General features: G+C 55.9%; 12 protein-coding genes and 1 riboswitch. Of the genes, 11 read left to right on the top strand and 1 reads right to left on the bottom strand.

Annotation, left to right across the window (positions count from 1 at the left end; translation table 11 throughout):
• The first annotated feature begins 40 nt into the window (after positions 1-40).
• From BCV73_RS27375 to BCV73_RS27350, 6 genes are all read left to right on the top strand, one after another.
• The gene (locus BCV73_RS27375) at positions 41-3,430 is read left to right on the top strand and encodes a tubulin-like doman-containing protein (RefSeq protein ID WP_089549261.1); all 3,390 of its coding nucleotides are present in this window, start codon (positions 41-43) and stop codon (positions 3,428-3,430) included.
• Between the two features lie 3 nt (positions 3,431-3,433).
• The gene (locus tag BCV73_RS27370; RefSeq protein WP_089549260.1) at positions 3,434-5,920 is read left to right on the top strand and encodes a transcription initiation factor TFIID; all 2,487 of its coding nucleotides are present in this window, start codon (positions 3,434-3,436) and stop codon (positions 5,918-5,920) included.
• Positions 5,921-5,957: 37 nt separating this feature from the next.
• Positions 5,958-7,238: a vWA domain-containing protein gene (locus tag BCV73_RS27365; protein ID WP_089549259.1), complete on the top strand. Its 1,281-nt coding sequence runs from the start codon at positions 5,958-5,960 to the stop codon at positions 7,236-7,238.
• Between the two features lie 19 nt (positions 7,239-7,257).
• Entirely contained in the window at positions 7,258-7,923 is a 666-nt protein-coding gene (locus tag BCV73_RS27360; RefSeq protein WP_089549258.1) for a beta-mannanase, read from the top strand.
• Between the two features lie 1,301 nt (positions 7,924-9,224).
• Complete coding sequence (locus BCV73_RS27355) at positions 9,225-10,484, top strand: hypothetical protein (protein ID WP_076172999.1); 1,260 nt, start codon at positions 9,225-9,227, stop codon at positions 10,482-10,484.
• On the top strand, positions 10,484-13,747 hold the full coding sequence (locus BCV73_RS27350) for a GAP1-N2 domain-containing protein (RefSeq protein WP_089549257.1): 3,264 nt from the start codon (positions 10,484-10,486) through the stop codon (positions 13,745-13,747). Before BCV73_RS27355 ends, BCV73_RS27350 begins: the two co-directional genes overlap by 1 nt.
• A 104-nt stretch (positions 13,748-13,851) precedes the next feature.
• Here the strand turns inward: BCV73_RS27350 and BCV73_RS27345 are convergent, their stop codons facing one another.
• Entirely contained in the window at positions 13,852-14,259 is a 408-nt protein-coding gene (locus BCV73_RS27345) for a VOC family protein (RefSeq protein ID WP_089549256.1), read from the bottom strand.
• Between the two features lie 254 nt (positions 14,260-14,513).
• A riboswitch (purine riboswitch) is annotated at positions 14,514-14,613 on the top strand.
• 55 nt (positions 14,614-14,668) lie between these two features.
• Here BCV73_RS27345 and BCV73_RS27340 point away from each other — a divergent pair.
• From BCV73_RS27340 to BCV73_RS27320, 5 genes are all read left to right on the top strand, one after another.
• Complete coding sequence (locus BCV73_RS27340) at positions 14,669-16,105, top strand: NAD(P)/FAD-dependent oxidoreductase (RefSeq protein ID WP_089549255.1); 1,437 nt, start codon at positions 14,669-14,671, stop codon at positions 16,103-16,105.
• 207 nt (positions 16,106-16,312) lie between these two features.
• A complete protein-coding gene (locus BCV73_RS27335; RefSeq protein ID WP_089549254.1) occupies positions 16,313-17,836 on the top strand; it encodes a stalk domain-containing protein in 1,524 nt (507 codons plus the stop codon).
• A 129-nt stretch (positions 17,837-17,965) separates the two neighbouring features.
• A complete protein-coding gene (locus tag BCV73_RS27330) occupies positions 17,966-20,227 on the top strand; it encodes a FecR domain-containing protein (RefSeq protein ID WP_179232083.1) in 2,262 nt (753 codons plus the stop codon).
• 274 nt (positions 20,228-20,501) lie between these two features.
• Positions 20,502-22,187 (top strand): response regulator, encoded by a 1,686-nt coding sequence (locus BCV73_RS27325; protein WP_256993178.1) that lies wholly within the window; start codon positions 20,502-20,504, stop codon positions 22,185-22,187.
• The gene (locus BCV73_RS27320; protein ID WP_089549251.1) at positions 22,184-23,980 is read left to right on the top strand and encodes a sensor histidine kinase; all 1,797 of its coding nucleotides are present in this window, start codon (positions 22,184-22,186) and stop codon (positions 23,978-23,980) included. The genes BCV73_RS27325 and BCV73_RS27320 overlap by 4 nt, the downstream gene beginning before the upstream one ends.
• Positions 23,981-23,997: the final 17 nt, after the last annotated feature.

Below are 23,997 nucleotides of genomic sequence, written 5' to 3'. Positions count from 1 at the left end.
GGTTATTCATATCCGTGCACCTTTTCCAGGAGGGGAATCTATGAAACCGGTCGTTAGAGAACATATACAGCAGCTGGACGTGTCGCTGGGAGGCGGTATCGTCAGCGAAAAAATCCGGGTGGACACGATTGACAACCCGATTCTGATCATCGGCCTCGGAGGCACCGGCATTGATGCGCTGCTGCGTCTGAAATACCAGATCAACCGGCGCTTTAAGCTGCCTGAAGATCCGCTCTCCAAGAAGAAAATGGACAAGCCGGACAACGTCGAGTTCCTGGCTTTTGAAACGAACGAGCAGGACCGGAACAAGCGCTACAAAGGCGTGGGTCTCGATCCGATCAACGAATTCGTGCTGCTGTCGAACGCCGAGATCGGCGGACTGCTGCAGAACCGCAGCATTTTGGAGCCGTACATTACGGACTGGCTGTCGCCCGAGCTCAGCATCACCGACGGCATGAACGGCGCGGCGGGCGTCCGCCAGGCGGGACGCTTGCTGCTCTTCACGAAGATCAACCAGGTCGTGCAGGCCATCGACAAGAAGATCAAGACGCTGTCCGTAGGCACCAACAAGAAGCTGATGGTGTTCCTGCTGACCGGCCTCTCCGGCGGTACCGGAAGCGGCTGCTTCCTGGACATCGCCTATATCGTCCGCGGCATTATCGAGCGCGACCATGGCTCCGCCGGGATCGACCGGGTCAACACGCTCGGTTATCTGTTCACGCCGGATATCAACCTGGCGAACAAGAGCCTTAGCGAACATACGCGTGAGTACATCAAGAAGAACGGCTATGCAGCCCTCAAAGAGCTCGACTACTGGATGAACGTTGATGCGCGCGGGGAGCGGTTCAAACAGCAGTACGGCAACATTCTCACGGTCAACTCGCCGCTGCCGCCGTTTAACCTGTGCCATCTGATTTCGGCGACCAACACGGAAGGCAAGCTGTTGGAAAATGCCTATGATTACTGCATGAACGTCACCGCCGAGAACATTACGAACTTCATGGCGAGCGAGGAAAAGCAATCGGGCGAAGAATTCGCCATTCACGACTATATCAGCAACATCCGCACGAATATCGCCCAAATGAACAAGGCGTATCCGGCCAACTACGATTACAACATCATCGGCGCCTCGTCGGCCGTGCTTCCGATTGAGGAAATGACGACGTTCCTGGCGTACCGCCTGTTCGGCAAAATGGAGACGATGTTCGAAAAAGCGCCGAATCAGGAAGACGTGGAGAAGTTCGCCCGCAAGCTTGGCGTCGATCTCGACACGATGGTGAAGACGTTTGAATCGCGCGTGCCGGAGCCGCTGCCCGGCTACCAGAACAGCGAGCGCTTGAGCTACACGAACGTTGTTAAAAATCAGGTCATCAACATGGACACCGAGCTGGAACAAAATTTCCTGGCGCGGGCCCGTGAGGAATATATCAAGGCGAAGAAGCAGCTGCCAGGGGAAATCGTGGCGCAGTTCAGCGACCAGATCCGCCGCATGTTCCTGCACCCGCAGCAAGGGCCGTTCTACGTGTCTCGCCTGATCTACACAGAGAAGGGGTTCAGCCTGCTCAAAATGCTGCTCTCCTATATTGAGACGCTGCGCGAGAACCTGACCCGCATTCCGCGGGATATCGAGGTGGCCCGGGAGCAGGCGGATGAGCGTCTGGGCGATGCAAAGAGCGCCTTCGTATCCAAAGAAAAGAAGAAAAACGTCTACATCGAGGCCAAAATCAACGAATACTGGCTGATGGCGGACGTAGAGCGTACCGAGCAGATGATCGAGTTCTACGAGGATCTGTATGATCTGCTGAACAAGGAAAACAACCGTATTTATAACGTATATACCGAAATTTTGAACGCGCTGAACTCCATTTTCGCCAAAAACGGAGACATTCTCCTGAACGGGGAGGAGCAGCAGGATCACAAGGGCAACAAAACTTACTACTGGAATCTGGTCAGCGTGCCCGACATCTCGAAGGTCATTAACCGCATGATGGAGCAGAAGGATGTTGACGATCTGATCCGCGACTTTGCGCAGGAGCTGCTGGACCATTCCAATCGCTGGATTCGCGAGCAGGAGATCGACGTGGTCAGCTCCATTTCGGAGTTTCTGACCGACAAGTTCGGCGACCTCATTACCCGCTCGATGGAAGACTTCCTGATCATGAAGTTCGGCCAGGAGGAGTCGATCGAGAAGTTTGTGGAGCGGAACATCGCCAGCAAGCTGGACGAAGAGGCCGTGCCGGTCTTCCACTTGAGCAACAGCGCAGGCAATCTGTACTTCCCGTCCTGGGGCTTTGTCTCCGTGCCGGTGCAGGCGCCGAGCATCCTGAAGGGGATCCGCAATTATCAGAACAATTCGGTGGGCAAATCGCATTTTACCGTCAAAGAGAGCGAAGTGAAGAACCGGATCTTCTGGCTGAATACGAAAAATGGCGTGCCGCTGTTTGTGTATACGCCGCTTAAGGTGTACGAAGAAAGCTACGAACGCACGATTCTGGACAAAGAAGGCATCGGCCGCCACCTGGTGCAGACCGATCGTGTGAACTGGACGTACCTGCCTTCGCCGATTCCGGAAAAATCGTGGGGCGAGACCTACGTAAACCCGCGGGTGCAGAGTTATAACGCCCGTGTCCGCACCGAATTCGACCAGGCGCTGCAGTTGAAGGTGGTTCAGCTGAAGGATGCCGACCAGAACACCAGCAACCGCTACGCGGTGGTGTTTACGAAGCCGTTTGACGTGGAGTCTGCGCTGCACGCGTACGACATGCAGCTGAATGCCGCCAAGCCGAATCTTGGCGAAGTGAAGCGAGCACTGACCGAGCTGAAGCGTTACTTGAGCGAGGGATTGGAGCGGGAAGGATCGAAGGATATCTTCGGCTCGATCAATGAGGAGCTGGCCAAGGAGAACCTGATCCGTTCGCCGGAGCTCATCGCCCGGGTACGGGCCGAATTGGCCAAATATACAGCCATTGCCGCTAAGGCTGCCGAGCTGGAAGACATCATCAGCCAGCATCAGGATGAGGAGAAATGGCTGGACCAGTTTATCGAAGCGATGTACACCGGCACGATCTGCAAGAAGGGCGCCTTGTACGTCTACGACCGCGACCCGGAAGAAGAAGCGTGGCAGCCGTTTGCCAATCTGCTGAAAAGCGTCAATTACGTCGAATACGAAGTGTTTAAGCATTTCCGCGGGCTGGATGAGAAAAGCCGCAGCACCCTGCTGCGCAAATCGTCCCGCCGGGATGCCGAGCTGACCGCTTCGGAGGATATCACCCCGCTGCTCACCAAGCTGGAGGAGCTGTCGGCGACCTTCCTGGAAGCCCGCGACCGTCTCGAATACGAGAAAGTGGAGCTGGCGGACGGGGAAGACCGCTATCAGTTCTACAGACAGATTTCTTCCAAGCTGAACGATATCCGCAGAAGGCTGAAGTAAGCGATGAACGGCATTTTAGAGCGGTTTGCATCCAACTATGCCGCGGCCCAGGAGAGCCTGACGGGTAAGGGAGACGACCAGAGCAGCATCCATTACCCGGCGGTGCTTCTGTTTATCGGCGACAAGACGGCGGACGCCATCGGACCGATCATGAAGATCCACCGGCATAAGTGGGATAACAGCGCCGGAGTGACGTATTTCCATGTCGGCACGGCATCCGGCAGCGACCGGGGGGCCGCCGCTTCAGACGAGACCCACGGCACTTTGGCGTCCACGGCCTCCCAGGAAAGTCATGCGAATGGACGGTTTGAAGCCAAAGGCTACGGGTTCGGCGAAGTGCGCTCCGAAGACGGCGGTTCCTTGCTGAGCCGCTTTCTGTTGGACGACTCCGCTGTGCCGGGTGATCCCAAAACGATACGCAAAGAGCTGTACCGGGCGTTCTACCGGAACGAAAAGCAGTTGTTCGAGCTGAATAAGGCGATCCGCCGGCTAGAGTCTCATATTGCGGGCTACGGCCGGATGTATTCCTCATTCGACCGGATCCATCTCTCTGTCATTACGCGGGTCGACGACCCGCTTAATGTGTTCATACCGGAAATTTCGCTGCTGGCCCAGTCGATCTTCAGCCAGTCCTTCAAGTCGGTTCAGATGGACCTGTACGCGCTGATCAGCGAACGGGAGCAGCTGGAGTCGTTCGGATATGCCAGCTCGGCAGGGATGGCTTTTCTGCGGGAGCTCGACATGATGCAGCGCCCCGAGTACACGTTCTCTGCGCCGCTGCACGTCACGGAGGATGGACTGTCCATCCCGGTGACGCATCCGGCTTCGCCGCTCTTCGATCTGGTGTACGTGCTGTCGGACAAAAACGAGCGCGGCATCGCCGATCCTGGCGGCATGCAGGACAACTATGAGATCATCTGCCACCTCGGCCTGCTGAAGAACCGCAAGCAGAAGGAGCATCAGATCGACGGTCAGGCAGGAAGCTATAACAATACCTCCTTCAAAAATAACATCATGACGGAGTCCGGCCGGCAGGGCTATGTCTCCGCCGGTTTCTCCAGGGTCAAGCGGCCGAACCAGCCGATTGCCCTGACGGTGCTGTACCATTTCTACAGCCAGCTGCTGCTGAGGATGAAGACAGGAAGAGAGCTCGGTATCAAGGAACGCCTGGCATTCTTCGGGCTGGATCCGGCGGCGGTTTCGTCGCGAGCGGACCATGTGGTGCCGGACGGCAGCCGGATCGAGGAAATGAACGGCATGATGACCCGGCCGGTCGGCTTCGCTTCGCTGAAAGGCATGTCCGTACGCGAAGCGGAGGAGGCGCTGTTCGGTGACGGATGCCGGCGGTATTTTCAAGCCAACTATGAGCAGGAGGCAAGCGAAGCGCTGGGCCGCCTGGACGGGGCGGAAGAGCTGGATTCCGTCATCCGGCAGCAGATGGCGGAGCATCCGGAGATCAGCGTGTTCCACATTGCGGCATGGACCGGCGAGAAAGAAGGGGCAGGCGGTGTGCTGGAGGCGCTGCGGGCCCGGATCCGCGATATGGCCGGCCAGCTGGAGGCTGACCGGGCCGAGCTCGACCGGTATTACAGCGAGCAGGTGGGGAACCTGCCTTTTCCAAAACGGCCGCTGATGGACAAGCATAATGTGCGGAGCTTTATCCGCTATTTTCTGGAAACCATCTATCAGCGCAAGCTGGAATTGCTGCTTCTGGAGACCGAGCTGAAGCTGTACCGCCGCTACGAGGCGGAGCTGGAGCGTCTGCATGGCCACTACAAGCGGCAGGCGCAGCGGCTTGAGCAGCTGGAGGGTGAGCTGCATGCCTCTGCGCAGCAGAGCATTCGGGCTGCCGACGATTATATCGGGCAGAACATTATGGAGTATTACGGACTCGTGACGGAAGACATCATGCGCGACCTGGAGGCGAAGAGGGGGCCGTTTATCTTTTTCGAGGACCGTTATGTCGGGAACCTGTCCGCATTGGCAGCTGCGGGGACCGACAGACTGCTGGAGAGGCTCATTGCTGTCGTGGAGCGTGATTTGCTGACGGCAGAGCCTTTTGATCAGACCTTTGAGGATGAATTGCTGCGCCGGGCCAATGTAACGATCGATTACAGCAACAAGCAGGTGCTGTCGAAGGAAGACCTGTTCAAGATGCTGTACCGAACCCTTGAGGAGCATGCGGTCATTAACGTGCGGCTGTTCGACTACACGCAGGAGCACCGCTATGAGGAAAAGTATTTCTTCGGCGATGCCAGCAGCGAATTTGTCCGGTATGCCCTGGGGGCAGACGAGACCTCGCGCATCTACAAGCTCGGGGTCGTGCACGAGAAGCGCAGCAGCGGCGTCGAGAAGCTGAACCTGATGGGCGGATTCCATCTGGAGGACTTGATGTATTACCGCAACGGCAAAGCCTATTATGAGACGTACGTCCAGAACGGCTACGAATTTCACGGTGTGGACCCCGGGCAGCTGCCGGAGCTGCGGTAAGAGCCCGGGCGCCACTTAAGAAAGGAAGCATGGTATCATGCAGCGTAAAATCAATCTGCTTCTGCTGCTCCTCAGCCTGATTGGCGGCGCGGCCGGCTACGTCATCGGAGAGGTCGTGCTGCACGTGTGGGGCAGCGATCTTCCGCGAATCGTGGCCATTGGATTATATTTGGGAATACTGGCTCTCTGCATCGGCACCGGGTGCCTGATCGCGGAGATGATGTCACCCCGCCTGAATGGGCCGTCCTGGAGACAGCGGTATCTGGGGACTTCCTGGAAACTGCTCGTGCCGGCCACACTGGTGCTGGTCTTCGTGCTTGGTTTGGTTTTGGAGTTCGTCTATGAAATCAATCCCGGCCATGCGAAGCCGGTCAAGGACATTGCTTTGGTCATCGACAACTCCGGAAGCATGGGGGAGACTGACCCGGACAACGACCGCTATACGGCAGCCAAAAACCTGATCAACCGGATGGACAGTGACAACCGGGTAGCGGTGATGGTCTTTAACGACCAGACGACCCTGCTGCAGCCGTTCATGAAGGTCAAAAATAAGGATGCCAAACATAAGGTCATCTCCGAAATTGACGGGCTTGAGGCAACCGACGGGGGAACGAACATCAGCCTGGCGCTGGCGGATACGATGAAGCATATCGAGGAAACGAATGACGCCAACCGGAACACGATGGTTATCCTGCTGTCGGACGGCATCAGCGATGTGGACCTGAACAGCGCTCTCGCAGCGTACAAGCAGCGCCAAATCGCCGTCAACACGATCGGGCTCAGCCTGGTTCAGGCGGATGGGGCGCAGCTGCTGCAGGACATTGCCCGGGAGACGGGCGGGCAGTATTACGACGTGTCCAATGCAGGTGACCTGTCGCCGGTCTTCCAGCAAATCTATGAAGACGTAGGCGACCGGACGCTTCTGACCGAACGGACCGGCCCGACACAGGACAGCGTCTATTACCGGATGCTGCACATCGCTTTCATCGCCATCATCGGCGGGGCGATCGGCTTATCCCTCGGCTTGATCTTCGACAACCGGTATTTGGCCCGCAGCTTTGGTATTGGCGGCGTGGTGTCCGGCCTGATTGCCGGAGCCGTGCTCGAATTTGGCTTGTCGGGCCACACCGTTGGCGACGAGCTGGTCCGCCTGCTGTCGTGCCTGATCCTGGCCGGCGTGCTCGCCTTGTTCACCGGCGTCATTCCGGTGAAGGAGAACGGCAAGCTTGCGGCCGGTCTTCAGCGTCCGGGCCAGGCCGGACGGACGCAGTCCGGCTTCGATCGGCGCCAGAAAGACAACACGAGCAGAGGATTCTAAGCAGGGAGGCGCATGACATATGCGGTTTATCGATGCACAGCCGGGCGACCCGGTCATCCGCGGCTTGTCCCACCAGCTGGACGAGGATCGCTGCACCCTCCGCTGGCAGTGGCCGGAGGGGATTCATGCCGTGTACATCGGCAGAGCTTTTGACATTCTTGCGGAAGACGCGGGAGAGGGCGGAGCTTCGGCTCCGTCCGATTCGCCTTCCGACAAGCTGAGGCTGTATACCCGAAACGAATATAAAGCGAACAACGGTTATCACGACCGGATCGAGGGCGTCGGACGCGTCATCTACACCGTCTATGCTTCGGTAACGGAACAAGGCGATGCCGTCCTGTTCCGCCAGCCTGACGGAGCCAATCGTGCCGTCTTCAGCACAGGCAAAGCCCGCGTGACCGTCTCCATCCGCGAGAAGGGCGGATGGCTGCAGAAGTTCAAGACCGTGGAAATCCGGGTGACGACCGAGGTCCCGATCCCGAAGGAAGCGCTCTGCTATGTCAAGAAGCAGGGAAGCTACCCCGCCCACAAGGAAGACGGAACGGTGTATCCGTTCGTCATGGATTTCGCGGCGGGGAAAAACGTGCTGCCCGCCATCGAGGTGGGCAAAAACGACTACGTGCGCCTGTTTTTTACGGACGGGAAGAAGTACGGGCAGCTGTATGAGTTGGTGCAGGGACGCTAGGGTCGCTCCGGTCGCTCCATATATGCCCCTGCGGCTTCTGTTGGGTCGCTCCATATATGCCCCTCCGGCTTCTGTTGAAATCGTGTTATTTTGATGAGATAGGAAGGGAATAACACGATTTCAAAGGAAGCACGTAAACTCTCCGGTCCATATATTCCGCTTGGCAGGGGGCAATTTGTGGGTAGACTCAGGATGTTCCATATCGACATGGCAGGGAGCGTTTGTGGGCGGACTCAGGGGGCTCCATATCGACATGGCAGGGAGCGTTTATTGGCGGACTCAGGGTGCTCTATGTTCGCTTGGCTGGGAGCATTGTGGGCAGACTCAGAGGAGAAGGCAGAAGCTGGATAGCTCGAAGATGGCAGGTGCAAGCCGATTCAGGGATCCGGGGCATGCCGTACGGTGCTACCTTGTGGGCAGGAATGTGCGATAAAATATAGAGATTAAACATATGAACTATTAAACTAGTGAAATTAAGGGTTAGAGTGAACGGAATTGGATTCAAGGGCGGATTACTAGCTTTGAGGGGCGAATTACAGAACTAAAAGTGCGCAAGCTTGCGGAATCGACCTGCAAAGCTGCAGAATGGAGTTTGAAGGTTCGAGGTAGAGTTATACGTTAGATCTGCAGAACAAATAGATTAGCAGAAATAATAGATGACCAGAACGAATAGATGAGCAGGACGTATACATTAAGGGAGCAGTGCTTCGAGAGAAGTGCTAGAAATGCTTAGAGAGAAAGAGCTTAGAGCCTAAGAGTGAGCTTAAAGATTAGGGCTTGGAACTTAATGAGCAGAGATTAGAATTTGCAACCTGGACCATCATAGCGCTAAGGGCAGGCTGGCCTGAACGGCTGAATACCAAAGTAACAGAACTCCATAGGGCATAAACAGAGCGAGGCCCAGGGATAAAAATGCTGCCGGAGATGACCCAGCGGAGAGGACGGAATCATTTTGGAGAAGCGGCAGCGGTCGCCTTTGCCTCGGAATTTCAACCTTTAATAGGGTTAATCAAATCAGGAAATTTGGAGGCAACAGCGATCGGAAGAATGATCCGGCATCGGAGCGGGCTTTAGCTTCTCTGCCACAGCTCGAGGAAGTTATTCTCGATGTTTTGCTTCCGCAAAACGTGAGATATCAGCGCCTCTTCGAGTCAGCTCACGAAAGAGCATCAGCGGCTCTTCGAGCCAGCTTACGATAAGGCATCAGCGGCTCTTACGAGCCAGCTCACAATGAGATTACTAGCGGCTCTTCGAGCCAGCTATTGAACATAGAAGTACGGGAAAGGGGGAACGAAAGCATCATGGGCATTTTTGACAGGTTCAAGAGGAAGCCGGAGCCGGAGCCCCGGCCATTGTTTTACGATATCGTATGTCCGTACTGCTTCAGCAAATTTTCGCCGGAGGAGGTCGTGTTCCGCGCTGCCCACCATCGGGAAGACGACGAGGATTACGCGCTCCGCGAGGATGAGGAGCTGAACCGCTACCGGGAACGCTTCGGCCTGGATTCGGTGTACGACATGGAAGCGATCCTCTATCCGCGGGACATTCCCGAGGAGCATCAGATCTACTCCGATCACGTGCTGATCGGGTTGAACGACCGCTACGGGGTGGTCACGCGCAGACGGCTGTGCCCGAAGTGCCATAACGAACTTCCGGTAACGGCGGGCAAAGTGCCGAGCAACATCATCTCGATCATCGGCGCCTCGCAGGTCGGCAAGTCGGTGTATATGACCTCGCTGATCCATACGCTTCAGCATATGACGGCGGACCATTTCAATGCGGCCTGTATGCCGCTGAATGCGGAGATCAGCCGCAAGTTCCGCACGATGTACGAGGAGCCGCTGTTTGAACGCGGGGACCTGCTTGCTTCCACGCAGAAGGAGAAGATGCAGGAGCCGTTTATTTTCCAATTCGTGTTCAAGGACGAGACGAAGCCGCCGCTCACGCTGGTGTTCTTCGACGTGGCCGGCGAGGGCATGGTCGACGAGGATTACCTCGGCCTGCACGGGCAGCACATCAAAAACTCCGCGGGCATCCTGTTCATGATCGATCCGCTGCAGATCCGCTCGATCCGCGAGAAGATCCGCCTTAATTTAGGCGACCAGCCGGGCGAATGGGTATCGCAGTACGATGAGCCGCGGGACGTGGTGCTGACCTTATTTGGGGACTTTATCGCCTACGAGGACAAGGGCAAAACCGACATACCGACAGCGGTGGTGCTGACGAAGAGCGACATGCTCCACTCGCTGAAGGACGAGGACGGCGAGTACGTGAAGCCGAACAGCAACATTTTCAACAACATGGTGCACCGCAAATATTTGAATCTGACCGAGTTCGAAAATATTGACGGAGAAATCCGCCGCTTCATCGAAAAGGTCGATCGGCCGTTTAAGGGGACGATGGACGTGTACTTTTCCAATACGGCTTATTTCGCGGTGTCTGCGCTGGGCAGCAATCCGGTGGGGCAGAAGCTGCAGAGCGTGGTCAGCCCGATCCGGGTGGATGAGCCCTTTATCTGGCTGCTGTACAAGCTGAAATACATCGAGGGGAGAGAAGACTAGTGCCTGATTTCACTCCCAAAAAGGTTCAGCAGCAAATGTATACCCGCGAACGGCGCGGGATTTTCCGCTCTACCGAAGGGTTTGATACGATCGCCAGATCGCTGGGGCTGGAGCATGGTTTTATTAAAAAGGTGCTGCATCCGTTCTGCCAATACGACGCCCCGGCGGAGCTGACCGCACGGAGCGAGAAGGAAGCAGACGCTTATCCGGATGCCCTGCATCTGTTTCGGGCCGAGACCGGGGAAACGGTTCTAGGGCGAAGCGTGTACCAGCCGGCGGATTTTACCGGGCTGCGCAGCGCCTTTTTTACCCATAACTATGTACTCCCACCGGGTTGGATGGAGCAGACGGGTACAGATTACCGCAGGCTGCTGAACGCCCAGTTTGCCGATCATTACGACATTGAGCTGGGCCCGGACCTCCCCGAACTGGGGGATTTGCCGGTGGCGAAAGACGGGCAGAATCTAGCGGCGGCCGAGGTCATGGCGCTCCTGGAAGAGCTGCATATTGACGAGAAGGTGTTCAAACAGCTGCTGTTTGCAGCCATGTCGTCGGTATCGGGCAAAAAGAAGGTATACATCGTCTTGGACGTTCCGGTGGAGCAGTTGTCCGTCAAGGCGCGCGAACTGCTGCATGTGCTGTTTGGCAGCCTGCCTTACGCGCTGCGCAGCGAGCTTGGTTTTCTGACGTATGCCAAAGAGCCGCAGAGCAAAAAGGGCATCCACCTGAACTTCGTGGAAAAAGGGGGCCTGCGCCTCGGCGACCGCAGCGTAGAGAAGGATTATTTGTTTGAGCTGGCGGCGGGCCGCGTCATCAACGTGGACTTGGACTGGTCCAAGCAGCCGTATCTGGATTTTGCCTGGGCGAATCTGCGGAATCCGGAACGGTTGGAGGATTTTTATGCTTTTGCCGACCAAATGATGGAGGGCATGGAGCCGATCCGGCGGATTTCGGTTGCGGGCTACCATGAGCTTTGCGTGCTGTACCAGATCGATCAGGGACGGGAAGAGCTGTATACGGCGCAACCCGGCACGGTGCTTCGCTGCATCCTTGATTATCTGTCCACACCTGGGGCAATTCATGCCAAAGCCCGGCTGAATCAGCTGTTCTTGACGCGTTTTGACAAGGAGCTGGATCGGGTGAAGCTGGGCGAGGTGCCAGGTACGGACATCATCGAAAGCATCAAGGATTACTATGCCGTCGACGGCAAAAATTTTGGCCTGCGCATCGTGGAGTATTTCATCCGTACGATCAACAATGCGCTGTCGCAGCAGCGTGAGGATATTGCGCAAGCCGCGTACGGCATGCTGGAGAGCACACCGGCCTTGAGCCGCACTTTCTTCGCCCGTGTGCTGAGCAGCCCGGGGCTGCCCGCCCTGCTGTTCGAGCCTTACATAGAAAATAGGCTGAAACAGGCAGCGACAGCCAGTGATCTGGTCGAGCTCGCCGGCGCCTGGGTGCAGAATCACCCGATCGTGCTGGAGAACGCGGTGTTCACCAAGCTTGCGGAAACGCAGCTGATGGACAAGCTGGGCCGGGAGTCCGATCCGGTCCGCGCCGTGAATGCGGTGATGGACCAGTTGGACGATCTCGAGCGGGATCCGGGCCGCGGACTGGGCCAAATCGAAGGCGGGTCACGGTTTGTCGACCGGCTGGTGTATGCGGCCAATCTCTTTTTGCTGAAGGATCTGGATTTGGAACGTCTTTCGAGAGAGCAGCTGCTGGACATTGGATTTCTGCGGGAGCCGAAGGAATTAAGATCGTGGGTATCCCGATTCGATGCCCGCATCCGCTCCAAAGCGAACGTCATGCTGGCGCTCTATCAATGGTTCGGTACCGACCATCCGAAAAGGGAGGACGTGCTGGACGGATTGTCCTTTGCGGAGAGGGATCAGGTGCAGTATATCGGCCGCGGCTGGCTGCAGCGGGAAGTGAAGCCAGAGGTGTTCGAGTGGATTACTCTGGCCTTCTGCCAGGACGTGGAGACCGGAGCGGTGGATTACGGATCCTTGCTGGATTTCGTGTATAAATACGGAGACAGCCCGGAGACGGTGTATGAGTACATCCAATGGTCGGCGGACCAACCGCTGTTTGTGCGTCCACGCGGCCTGGTTCCTGCGTATGCCGCGGCGATCGTGTCGTTTATGAAAAGAAATGACCCGGGCGCGTTCCGGAACAAAGACAAGGTGAAAAGATACTTTGACTCCGCTCCGCCGGCGCTTCAGCCGGCTTACGCCCGGGCACGGTCGGAACTGGCGCCATCGTGGATGAAGTTTTTCAGAAACAACCGCAAGCCGATCATGCTCAGCTCGGTGCTGCTGGTCATCGTGATTGCGGCAGGGGTCACGATGCTGACGCTGCAGGCGAACGGTGCCTTTGATCGGAAGGCGGACCCGGTAGACGTCACGAAACCGCCGGTCGCTTCCCAGCCTCCGGCGACGGAGACGGCAACGGAAATTCCGCTGCTTACGGCGGAGCAGGTTAAGAATGGGGAGCAAGGGGAACTGACGGAGCTTACTTTCCACTTCAAGCAGCCGGAGGCCTGCCGGAATTTCAAAGCGGGTGAAGTGACCGTCCTGGACAAGGACGGTAACATCCTGTTTGAGGCGATTGATCCGCAGACGGTCAGCCAGTGCGCGGCGGATTCGGCTGGGGGAACGGATTCCACGTCCGGAGATACGGCAGGCATCAAGGCAACCGACGGGCAGACCACCGATTCGGCAGGAACGTCAGGCACGGATGCGACGGAAGGCGGCCAGACCGGCGAAACGCCTGGCGGGTCCGATACGGATGCGACGAAGGACGGACAGGCGGATACCGGCGGGTCTTCCGGGAAGACGAACGCCGCGGATGGAACGGCGGGAACGGACTCGAACGGTGGGGGAGCGGACGCCGGTCAGTCGTCTGACAAAGCTGCCGATCCATCGGATGCATCGACTGGCACTGCCGGTGGAAAAGATGAAGCAACCGCAGGCAGTGAAGGCAGCGGTAACGGTGACACCGGGGGAGTAACGGACAGTGCCGGAACAACGGGAACTACAGGTGCACCCGGTTCCGGTAATACGTTGACGGACGAATACACCAGCACCATCACCGTGAAGCTGGGCAAAAAGCTGGACATTAGCCAGATTGAAAAAGTCAACGCGGCCGGCGGATCGTTTGTCTTGACCGCAAATCCTGAGCAAGGAAACACGGATCAGGAAACCGGCGATACGACCGACGAAAAGGCATCCGGCGATCAGCCGTCGACAGATGGGAAATAAGGATGAATTTCAGTGGCAGGACAGATTGGCCCCATTGATAGAAATTCATAAATGGATATAAGGAAACCCCTTAATCGCACGTATGGTGCGATTAAGGGGTTTTTCTAAGCCTTCATTTGCGGGGAATTCGGGTTGAGCTGCATAAATTCAATGCGGTTTCCGTCCGGATCCTTCACCCAGCACTGCCAATTGGAGTCTTTGCCCTGCTGGGGCTCCACGTCCAGCGGGACACCATGCCGTTTCAGATGGGCGGCGATTTCTTCGATGCTGCCCACTTCCAGGCACAAATGCGAGAATCCGATGGGGCGTTTCACCGCTTCGGGTTTATTTTCAGCCCCATAAAACAGCTCGATAAACTGGCCTTCACGCACCTTGATATACTCGATCCAGGGGTTGCCATGATCATCCTCAATCGAAAAGGCCTTTTTAAATCCGAGAATGCCGCAGTAAAAATCGATCGATTTGTTCATATCGGCTACATCAAAGGCCAAATGCCCAATCCCTCTAATCATCCGGTCTACCTCCCTTAGATTGATTTAGAATTCCGATTCGGTATGACTCGTCGTCCGACGGTAACGCTTTCATCTTATCCAATCAAAGCGCTATTGGCAATTTGTATTTTTGAACATCCATAATGTTCGTTTTTATCGGTATATTTGTAATATCGAAATGCTTTCAATCTAAATAATTATACTAAAATACGAACGATGTTGATCGTGGATGTTGACACATTCGTGTTTATCCATTACACTAACTCCTGTAAACGATAAATAACAGAGACATTGTTCGTATAACCTCAATGATATGGTTTGAGGGTTTCTACTAGGGGCCGTAAATCCCTGGCTACGAATAGGCTGCTTTGCATACCTATTCTATGCCGGGGATTTTTTTGTTGACCTAACCCATTTCAGGAGGAACATGATGAGTAAATATGATGTCATTGTCGTTGGAGCCGGTCCGGCCGGTATTTTTGCCTGTTATGAATTTGCGTTAAAGGCGCCTCATCTGAAGGTGCTTCTGGTGGATAAAGGGCATGATATTTACCGCCGCAGCTGTCCGATTCTGGAGGACAAAATCAAGTTATGTCCGCCCGCCGGCGGCCGTAAGGAGTTTGCCGGCTGCGTACCCGCCTGCTCAATCACAGCGGGCTTTGGCGGAGCCGGAGCTTACAGCGACGGAAAATTTAACATTACAACCGAATTTGGCGGCTGGATGACGGACTATCTGCCACCATCCAAAGTGCTTGAGCTCATCCGTTATGTTGACGAGCTGAACCTGCAGCATGGCGCGACGACGAATATTACCGATCCGACGACGGATGTCATCCGGGGCATTGAGCAGCGCGGCTATGCCGCGGGTTTGAAGCTGCTGCGGGCACAGGTACGGCATCTCGGCACGGAGCAGAACCTGGAAATTTTAAAATCGATCTACGAGTTTCTGAACACGCGCATCGACATGATGTTCAAGGCCGAGGTGGAGGACATCCTCACCGTCAAGGAAGACGGCGTCCACACGGTGCAGGGCATCGTCCTGAAGAATGGGGACAGTTACGAGGCGGACCGCGTCATCATCGCCCCAGGCCGGGACGGGTCAGCTTGGCTGACAAGCATCCTGAAGAAGCGCCGCCTCAAAATGTACAACAACCAGGTCGACGTCGGCGTTCGCGTCGAAACCTCCGATGTGGTGATGTCGGAAATCAATCAGCATCTGTACGAGGGGAAATTCGTCTTTAACACGTCCGTAGGCACTCGAGTCCGCACGTTCTGCAGCAACCCTTCCGGCCACGTCGTGGTCGAGAATCACAGCGGAGCGATGGCGGCCAACGGACATTCTTTCAAGGATCCGGCGCTGGGCTCGTCCAATACGAACTTTGCGCTGCTCGTCTCACATAAATTTACGGAACCGTTTGATAAGCCGAACGAGTATGCGCGTGAAATATGCAAACGGGCCAACGATTTGTCTAATGGCGGGATCATTGTCCAGAAGTACGGCGATATTTTGCGCGGACGGCGCTCGACCGAAGGGCGGATTCGGGAAGGATTTCTGGAGCCTACCCTGAGGGAGGCTGTACCGGGGGACCTGGGTCTCGTTCTGCCTTACAACACGATGAAAAGCCTGATCGAAATGGTTGAGGCGCTGAACCATGTCACGCCGGGCATCGCTTCGGAGCATACGCTTTTCTATGGCGTCGAAGCCAAGTTCTACTCCGCCCGTCCCAAGCTGTCGGAGACACTGGAGACGGAAATTCGCGGGCTGTACTGCGGCGGCGACGGAGCGGGGATCACGCGCGGTCTGGCCCAAGCCGGGGCGGCCGGTGTTTGGATTGCCCGCGGGGTGGTGGAGTCGCTGTCCCGGTAAACAATAGCATATAGAAATTGGTGAGATTCCTGCCTGAATGTTTAGGCGGGAATCTTTTTTTCACTCAAAAGGAAGATACCCTGCCTGTCCGGGCCCTAAAATAGAAAAATTTTACTAGTCGGATGTCTTTAATCAGGATAAGATCGATGCAGAACAATTCAGCGTTGAGGCTTACATCCATTCATAAATATGTAGGAGGAATGAAATTTGCAGGGGTACGGTAAAAGGTGGGTTACCGCCGCGTTGACGCTGTGCATGGCACTTGGTGTGCCTTCGCTGGCTTGGGGCGCAGGGGTCAGAGAGGACTCGGCATGGCTCAGCGTCAGCACTTGGCAGCCGGATGCTGCCGCCAGCACGAAGGGGGATTTGCTCACCGCGGGATGGGTTGGAAACGGCAGGGTGCTGGCCGCAAAGGACGGCAGCGTGCTGGTGTCCGACACGGTGAACCACGTGATATGGAAGGTCAGCGGCACACAGCGGACTGTTTTTGCGGGAATGCGGTTTGCGGGTTATAAGGGGAACGACAAGCCGCTGGGCGGATTGCTGGATGGGGCTGCGAATACCGCGCTGTTTAATCAGCCGATGGGCATGGATACGGATGCCGCCGGCAATTTGTACGTCGCCGACTCGGGGAACCATGCGATCCGCAAAGTTACCCCTACAGGGCAGGTCAGCACGCTGGCAGGAAACGGAGTGCAGGGGTTCAAGGATGGCACCGGTTCGGCAGCCGCGTTGAATACGCCAGAGGATGTGGCGGTGGCGAAGGACGGATCCGTGTACGTTGCCGACACGCTGAATCATGTGATTCGGAAAATCGCCGCAGACGGTACGGTCAACACGCTAACCGGCTCTTCCGACCGTGTAGTAGAGGTCTATTCGGGAGTGGCGGCATTCGCTGGCGACTACAAGGACGGGACGCTGAAAGAGGCGCGGTTTAACGAGCCTTCAGGGCTGGCGCTGGACGATGAGGGGAACCTCTACGTCAGTGACTCCGGCAACCAGGTCATTCGCTATATTAATCTGAAAACCGGTATGGTCACGACAGTCGCCGGATCGGTAGCGGGCGATGGCCAAGGGGTGGCACCAGGGAAACTATACCGGGGCGGAGGTTACCAAGATGGCGCGGCAGCTTCGGCGAAATTTAATCATCCCGTTGATGTGGCTTGGTCCTCCTCTCAGCATGAGCTGGTCATTGCCGATTCGCTCAACCAGGTTGTGCGAACGTTGAAAGACGGCCAGGTCCATACGCTCGTGGGCTCTTTGCAGGGAGAAGAAGGGAAGGCAGACGGTGTCGAGAGCACCTCTTTGCTTTCTTATCCGCAGGGCGTTGCTGTAAGCCAGGATGGGAGTGTCGGCTGGATTGCCGGAAACGGCTTGCGCCAGTGGAGCTTGTATCGGCAGCCGGATCATAAACCGATGAAACCGGCTGGTGCCGTTTACGTGGCCTACAACGCCAAATGGCTGCAGATCGATACCCGGGTAACCAAGGACGGCCAGACGCTGATTCCGTTGCGGTCTATCGCTTCCGAGCTTGGACTGAAGTTGGTATCGGCTTCGGCCAAGTCTGCCGTGGTTCAATCAGGAGACCGCAAGATTCAGCTGGAGGCTGGCAGCACCGCTCAATCCATCGACGGAAAGTTGTATGTGCCGATCCGGACGCTGACGGACCTGCTGGACAAGGACGTGAAATGGCTGGCTTCGGAGAAAACCGTGGTTATCCGTGATAAATAAAGGAGAGGAGTTGAAAACAACGTGAGACGAGGAAAATTATGTTGGAAAATGGTCAGCTCGACGCTGATTCTGCTTCTTGCAGGCTCGGCGGCTTGGACGACGCAGGCTTCCGCCGACAGCGCACGCAGCATGACCATCAGCCGCATTGACGGACCGGCTTATATCCAGCAGAGCGGGGGCGCGCTGCGCATTCAGGCTTATCCAGGAATGCTTTTGCATGAGGGCGACACCCTTGTTACCGAATCCGGCGGTGCGGTGCTGGCCATTCAGGATGAAGGGGACGAAATCACGCTGGCTCCGAACAGCGAAATTCGGATCAAGGTGCTGACGGGTGGAGCAGTACAGTCGACAACCAAGCTGGAGCTGATGTCGGGCCAGGCGTATACGAGCGTCCATGATCTGCGTGAGTCCCGGGACGTGTTCGAGATGGATGTGCCCGGGCAGAAGCTGGAGGTCAGAGGAACGCAGTTTTTTGTCATTATCAATCCATTGACAGGTACCCCTGATGTTGTCGCGGGAGCAGGTGTGGTCAAGGTTTCGGGTACGAACCCTCAAAGCTTTGCCGGGAAGGCCGAGTCACCCGTCACTTTATATCCAGCCCAGCAAATCAGCTTAACGCCCGGCGTGGATCCATCCCTTCAAACGCCGACCGGCGTCGATATTTCGGATCTTGTTCATCAGGCTTCACCGGACATCATTAAAGCCATCATCCAAAACAAGGCGCAGATTGACCGGGAGAACCAGGAGCTGATTGAGCAGCAGAAGAAGCAATTGGAACAAGGTCAGTCCAAACCCTCCGGTTCTTCGGCATCAAACGGGTCAAACGACCTCTTTTTGGTAAGCCAACTGGATGACCTTCAAAAAATCCAGCAAAATTTGAATGTCTTGGTCGGCAATGTAGCCAAGGAGGCGAGTAGTCAGGGCAAGATCGAAAAAAGTAAATTGGATCCGTTGATAGAACAGGTGAACCGCGGGATTGACGACCCGAACGGAAAAATTGACCTTGGAAATGTGCGTCCGTTTGATCCGACCGTAGGATTGGACCCGCAACAGGAGGCTAAACGCAAAGAGCAGGAGAAGGTTCAGCAGGAACTGCAAAAAAAGATCCAGGAGCAAATTCAGCAACAGCAGCAGCAGATACAGGAAGTATTGCAGCAGCAACAGATGCAGGATATATTGCTGCAACAGCAGATGCAGCAGCAATTTCAGGCTATGATCGACAATATCCTGAAAACGATCGCCGAATTGCAGCAGGCCAACCAAAAGGCAGCAGAGCAAAGAGCTACGCAGGCCGTGATCCAGTATCAGCAGCAGCTGAGCACTGATGAGATGAAGCGTTTTGAAGAAGAAGTGCGACGGCGCAATCAGGAGCGGATTCAAATGGGAGGCCAGCAGCCTGCTGCTCCTACGCAGCCGACTGTCCCTACGCAGCCAAATTCGCCGAGTGGGTCGATGACACCTCCGGTGAAACCGCCAGTGGATCCTCCGGTCGATCCGAAGCCTGTCGAAATTAAAGCTGTTTTCAGCCCGGATTTTCCGGAACAAGTGCCGCTCCATTCTTCACACAAGTTCACGTTTGGATTTAGCAGCGGTCAATCGGATCAAGAAACGAAAGTAAAGGTACGAGTGACGTACAGCTCTAAAACGGGCATCAACTTGTCCGAGACGGATTACACCTATTGGTATGGGGAAGATGCTATCAAAGAGGGCCAGCTCAGCCCTGATGGCATTGTCATAACAAAGGAGGCCGGTCCAGACGAGGAAGAAGGGGAAGGCTTTACCCTGGGCGAACTGAACGGCACGCCGATTACTTTTGCAACCAGGTTGCCGGAGGTCGGCGACTACCTGGTAAAGGTTGAGCTGCTGAAGGATGAAGAGGCTGCCGGCGATCCGCTCGTGACCGTGACCAAAGAGGTCCATGTTATTGATGGTCTATCAACGGAGGTTAACCCGATAGAGGACACTGACCTGGATAGAACGCTGAAAGTAAAGGCCGGGGGAATTACGCCCGAGACCGTTTTGGGTCTAGAGATCGACCTTAGAAGAGGAAGTGGCGAAGCCTCCGAGGCAGCACCCGGTGCACAATTCATACTGGTGCATAATGGTAAGGAAGTTGCTGAAGGGAAAACGAATAGCGATGGTATCGCGGACGTTTTGCTTCCGCCACAATTGGCAGCGATAAATTTAGGACTTGTGAATGGAGACGGTCCGACACCAGAGGGAACGGAATTTACCTTACGGATGGTTGCCCCGGCGGATGAAGTGAATGTGCCTATACCTGGAGAATACACTGCAGAACTGCAGTGGGTAAGACAAACAGGTGACATTGAAAAGTTAATCCCGCTTGGGCAGGCTTTCAAGGTTCACTACACCGTTCCTCCAACTCTCTGATCATTTCAAACAGAGACCATAAACCCAACCAACCCGGACAGGATCCCTCCTGCCGGGTTGTTTTTTTAAGAGATCAGAAGGTATAAGATTCGGGGCCTCCGCTTCCGGATCTCCGCTTCCGGATCTCGCAAGAAAAACTTCCTTTAAACGCGGTCTGTCTTCTTTGAAGGTACGTCGATAGACGTTTTTTTATATACCTACCTCTTCTCCCATCTGATACGATGTTGTTGAATTTAATGCTATGAATATTCTGGGGGTGAACCGCTTGAAATTCATGATTGTAGACGATGAGCCGCGGCACCGCCGGGGCATGGCCGGGATGCTGCTGGCGAGCCGGCCCGGCTGCGAAGTGTTTACGGCCGGGGACGGAGCCAAGGCGCTGGAAATGGCCGGCATCGACCGGCCCGAGGTCATATTTACGGATATCCGGATGCCGCAAATGGACGGGCTTACGTTCCTGCGGCGGGCGAACGAAGCCTTGCCTTACAAGCCGCGGATCGTGATGCTGTCCGCGTACAACCTTTTCGAATATGCCCAGGAGGCATTGCGGCACGGGGCTTTTGATTATTTGTTAAAGCCGGTTGATGTCGACAAGCTGGAGGAGGTGCTGGAGCGGTTGGAACACATCTATCGTGAAGAGCGTGAGGCACGGGCTCGAACCATGGCGCTGGAGAAGCAAATGACGGCAGCTTCCTTGGCGCATCAAGGGCGTTTGATGCAGCAGTGGCTGTCCGGCAGCCTGAGCTTGGAGGAGGAACAGAGCTGGCTTTCGGCCGGAATCGTGGATGGCCCTGGAGTGGTCATCGTTTCAGAGCTGGAGCCGGCCAGCGGGGACGGGAGCGGCTCTGCCACGGAACATTCGGATCGCGGGATGTCAACTTGGTTCCACGTCCCATCACCTGACACTTACACCGAACCCCGCTCCGCCTCTCTGACAGCCGATAGGCTGCACCAAGCGCTGAAGCGCGCCTGCTCTGCCTTCGGCAAGGCCTTGACGATCGCCTGGGATGCGGCGGATTGGAAGCGGCCGAGGTGGGTCACGATCCTACACACGGGTACAAGCTTTGGTGAAAAGCGGGAAGACATCCGCAGGGGGCTGATGAGCCTACAGGCCGAACTCACCGCTGTGGGGTATTCCGACAGATGGGTGCATGCGATCGGAGAAGAATGCGTTGATCTAGCGGAGGGGGGGCCTCAGTCTTACCGGACGGCTCTGGCTGCGCTGCCGTATCTGTTTTACGACCAGCATGGGGCCATCTTGTTTCATAGCGAGCTTCTGCCGATACATCCGGTTTTAATGTGCTCTGCCGCAGAATTGCTGGATCTCCTGAACGCCGGCGATACGGAAGGTGCAAAGGAATTGTGCCGTACAGCCGTGACCACTATGTCGGCTGACGGCATGGCCGAGCCGCAGTCCGTCAAGGACCAAACCTGCCTGCTTCTGCTGAAGCTGGCGGACAGCAAATCAGGGTGGGGGATGAACCCGCTGACGGAAGAAGCCGTACGGCAGATCCGCACCTGCCGGCGGTTTGGGGAGCTGCTGGAGATTTTGGATTCGGTGCTCGAGCAAATGGGCGTCACGCTGAAGGAGCAGAAAAAAAGCAAACGCGAGCTCGTGATCGACAGCTGTCTTGAGCTGATGCGTGAGCGGTACATGGAGGATTTATCGCTGGAATCGGTGGCGGAGTCGTTCCGCTTCAACCCGTCTTATTTCAGCACCTTGTTCAAAGAGGCGACAGGCCGTTCTTTCTCGGATGTTCTCATTGAGATCCGGATGCGCAAAGCCGAAGAGCTGCTGCGGGACGGCAGCGGACTAAAGGTGTACGAGATCGCCGAAAGGTGCGGCTTCCGCGATACGAAATACTTTTCCCGGAGCTTCAAAAAGCATGTCGGCGTTACGCCGGAGGCGTACCGTCATTGGGCAAGGCAGCAAAAATCAGGGGAGGGGAGGTCCAGATGAAATTCCGCTCCAGGCTTCTGGCCAGCTATGTCGTTCTCATTGCGCTGCCCCTGCTGCTCCTGAGCTTCATCTATTACCGGAACAGCTTGAGCTCGATGCGGGATCAGGCGCAAAACAACGTGCTCGAAATCGTCAAGAAGAGCAATGAAGTGATGGATACGAAGCTGAGGAAGGTAGACCAGGGCAGCTTAGCCTTGTTCGTCGACCGGGACCTTTTTCGGATCTTCAACCAGTTGGATCCTTCCGTCCCGTCGGAGCTGCTGGATGCGGACAGGCAGGTGTCCGCCATTCTGAGCAAGTATTTTACGCAAAATGAAGATGTGTACACGTACCAGCTGTGGACTTCCTATTACAGTTTCGGTTCACAGCGGAATCTTCCGCAGGGGGATCCGACCCGTACGGCGCTGTATCAGGAGGCGGAGAGGGCACATGGCAAAATGGTCTGGTACCCGACCTACGATTTCGTCCAAATGTTCGATCAGCCCTGGCTGCAAAACAGCGATATCGAATACCGGTATATGTTCTCCGCCACCCGCCTGATGGAATTTTCCTATGTCGATAATTCCACGATTGCCAGGCTGCGGCCGAACGTGGAGCGGCCGGTACTGACAATTGGCTTTAAAGCGGACTTTTTCAACTCCCAATTCGAGCAGAGCATTCCGACAGGATCGAGCTATTTGGTGATTGATCCGGATAACAAGGTCGTGGCCAGCTCGAACGCCTCCCAGGTAACCCGGGTGTTCAATGAACAATGGGTGAACGCCATTCGAAAGGCTGGAAGCGGAACGCAGCGATTGGTCCTGGACGGCCAAAAGACGATCCTGTGCTTCGACCGCTCTGCCGTAACCGGCTGGCTCTCGGTGGTCTTGATTCCGGAATCCACGCTCGTCCGCGGCTTTATTCCGACCATCCGCACGTCGACGATCCTGCTGGCTGCGCTCCTGGCATTGATTGCATACTTGTTCGCTTATTTTATCGTCCGCAAAATGACTGGCCCGATCCGGCAGCTCTTCACCGCCATGCGCTCGGTCGGCGAAGGGGACTTTCAGACCCGGGTAGAGGTCAAAACCCATGACGAGTTCGGGGTGCTGCTGCAGCGGTTCAACCGGATGAATTCGCGCATCGAAACGCTGGTGAAGGAAAACTACGAAATCCGGATCAAGGAGAAAGAGGCGGAAATCATGGCGCTCAATATGCAGATGAACCCGCATTTTCTCTATAATACGCTCAACATCATGAACTGGATGGCCATCGAATCGGGACAGAGGGAGCTGAACCGGATGCTCGTCCGCCTGTCCAATATGCTGCATTACACCTCGCGCAAGGACTGGGGAGCCGTAACGGTTGCCGAGGAGCTCGAGTGGATGAAGGACTATTTTTACATTATGGAGGCCCGCTTTGAATCGAAGTTCACGGTTCATTTTGGCATCGCTCCCGAGCTGCTGGACACCCCGGTGCCGAGGCTGCTGTTCCAGCCGTTCGTCGAAAATGCCATTCTCCACGGCTTCGAGCAAATGGAAGAAGGGGGACGCATTGAAGTTACCGGAGAGATCAAGGACGGGACTCGTGTGCTGGTTGTTTCGGATAACGGGCGCGGCATGAGCCGGGAAACGGTTCAGCGGATTTTGTATGCGGAGTCCGCCTCGATCGGCATCAAAAACACGATTTCCCGCATCCGTCTTGCGTATGGGGACGAGTACGGCATCGATATCGAATCCGCTGCAGGCCAGGGAACACGCGTGATCATCACACTGCCCCACTTTTCTAATCAAAGTCCACCATTCCAAAAATAATCCGGTTTTGAAAGCGC

The organism is Paenibacillus sp. SSG-1 (assembly GCF_002224835.1).
GTDB classification, from domain to species: domain Bacteria; phylum Bacillota; class Bacilli; order Paenibacillales; family Paenibacillaceae; genus Paenibacillus_AQ; species Paenibacillus_AQ favisporus.
Note: the sequence above shows the minus strand (reverse complement) of the source record. Positions and strands in the feature narration are given on the sequence as shown.

What these genes read in the sequence shown, in the direction of transcription:
- BCV73_RS27375 (WP_089549261.1), top strand. Translation starts at nt 41, where the DNA reads ATGAAACCGGTCGTTAGAGAACATATACAGCAGCTGGACGTGTCGCTG.
- BCV73_RS27370 (WP_089549260.1), top strand. Translation starts at nt 3,434, where the DNA reads ATGAACGGCATTTTAGAGCGGTTTGCATCCAACTATGCCGCGGCCCAG.
- BCV73_RS27365 (WP_089549259.1), top strand. Translation starts at nt 5,958, where the DNA reads ATGCAGCGTAAAATCAATCTGCTTCTGCTGCTCCTCAGCCTGATTGGC.
- BCV73_RS27360 (WP_089549258.1), top strand. Translation starts at nt 7,258, where the DNA reads ATGCGGTTTATCGATGCACAGCCGGGCGACCCGGTCATCCGCGGCTTG.
- BCV73_RS27355 (WP_076172999.1), top strand. Translation starts at nt 9,225, where the DNA reads ATGGGCATTTTTGACAGGTTCAAGAGGAAGCCGGAGCCGGAGCCCCGG.
- BCV73_RS27345 (WP_089549256.1), bottom strand. Translation starts at nt 14,259, where the DNA reads ATGATTAGAGGGATTGGGCATTTGGCCTTTGATGTAGCCGATATGAAC.
- BCV73_RS27340 (WP_089549255.1), top strand. Translation starts at nt 14,669, where the DNA reads ATGAGTAAATATGATGTCATTGTCGTTGGAGCCGGTCCGGCCGGTATT.
- BCV73_RS27330 (WP_179232083.1), top strand. Translation starts at nt 17,966, where the DNA reads ATGACCATCAGCCGCATTGACGGACCGGCTTATATCCAGCAGAGCGGG.
- BCV73_RS27325 (WP_256993178.1), top strand. Translation starts at nt 20,502, where the DNA reads ATGATTGTAGACGATGAGCCGCGGCACCGCCGGGGCATGGCCGGGATG.
- BCV73_RS27320 (WP_089549251.1), top strand. Translation starts at nt 22,184, where the DNA reads ATGAAATTCCGCTCCAGGCTTCTGGCCAGCTATGTCGTTCTCATTGCG.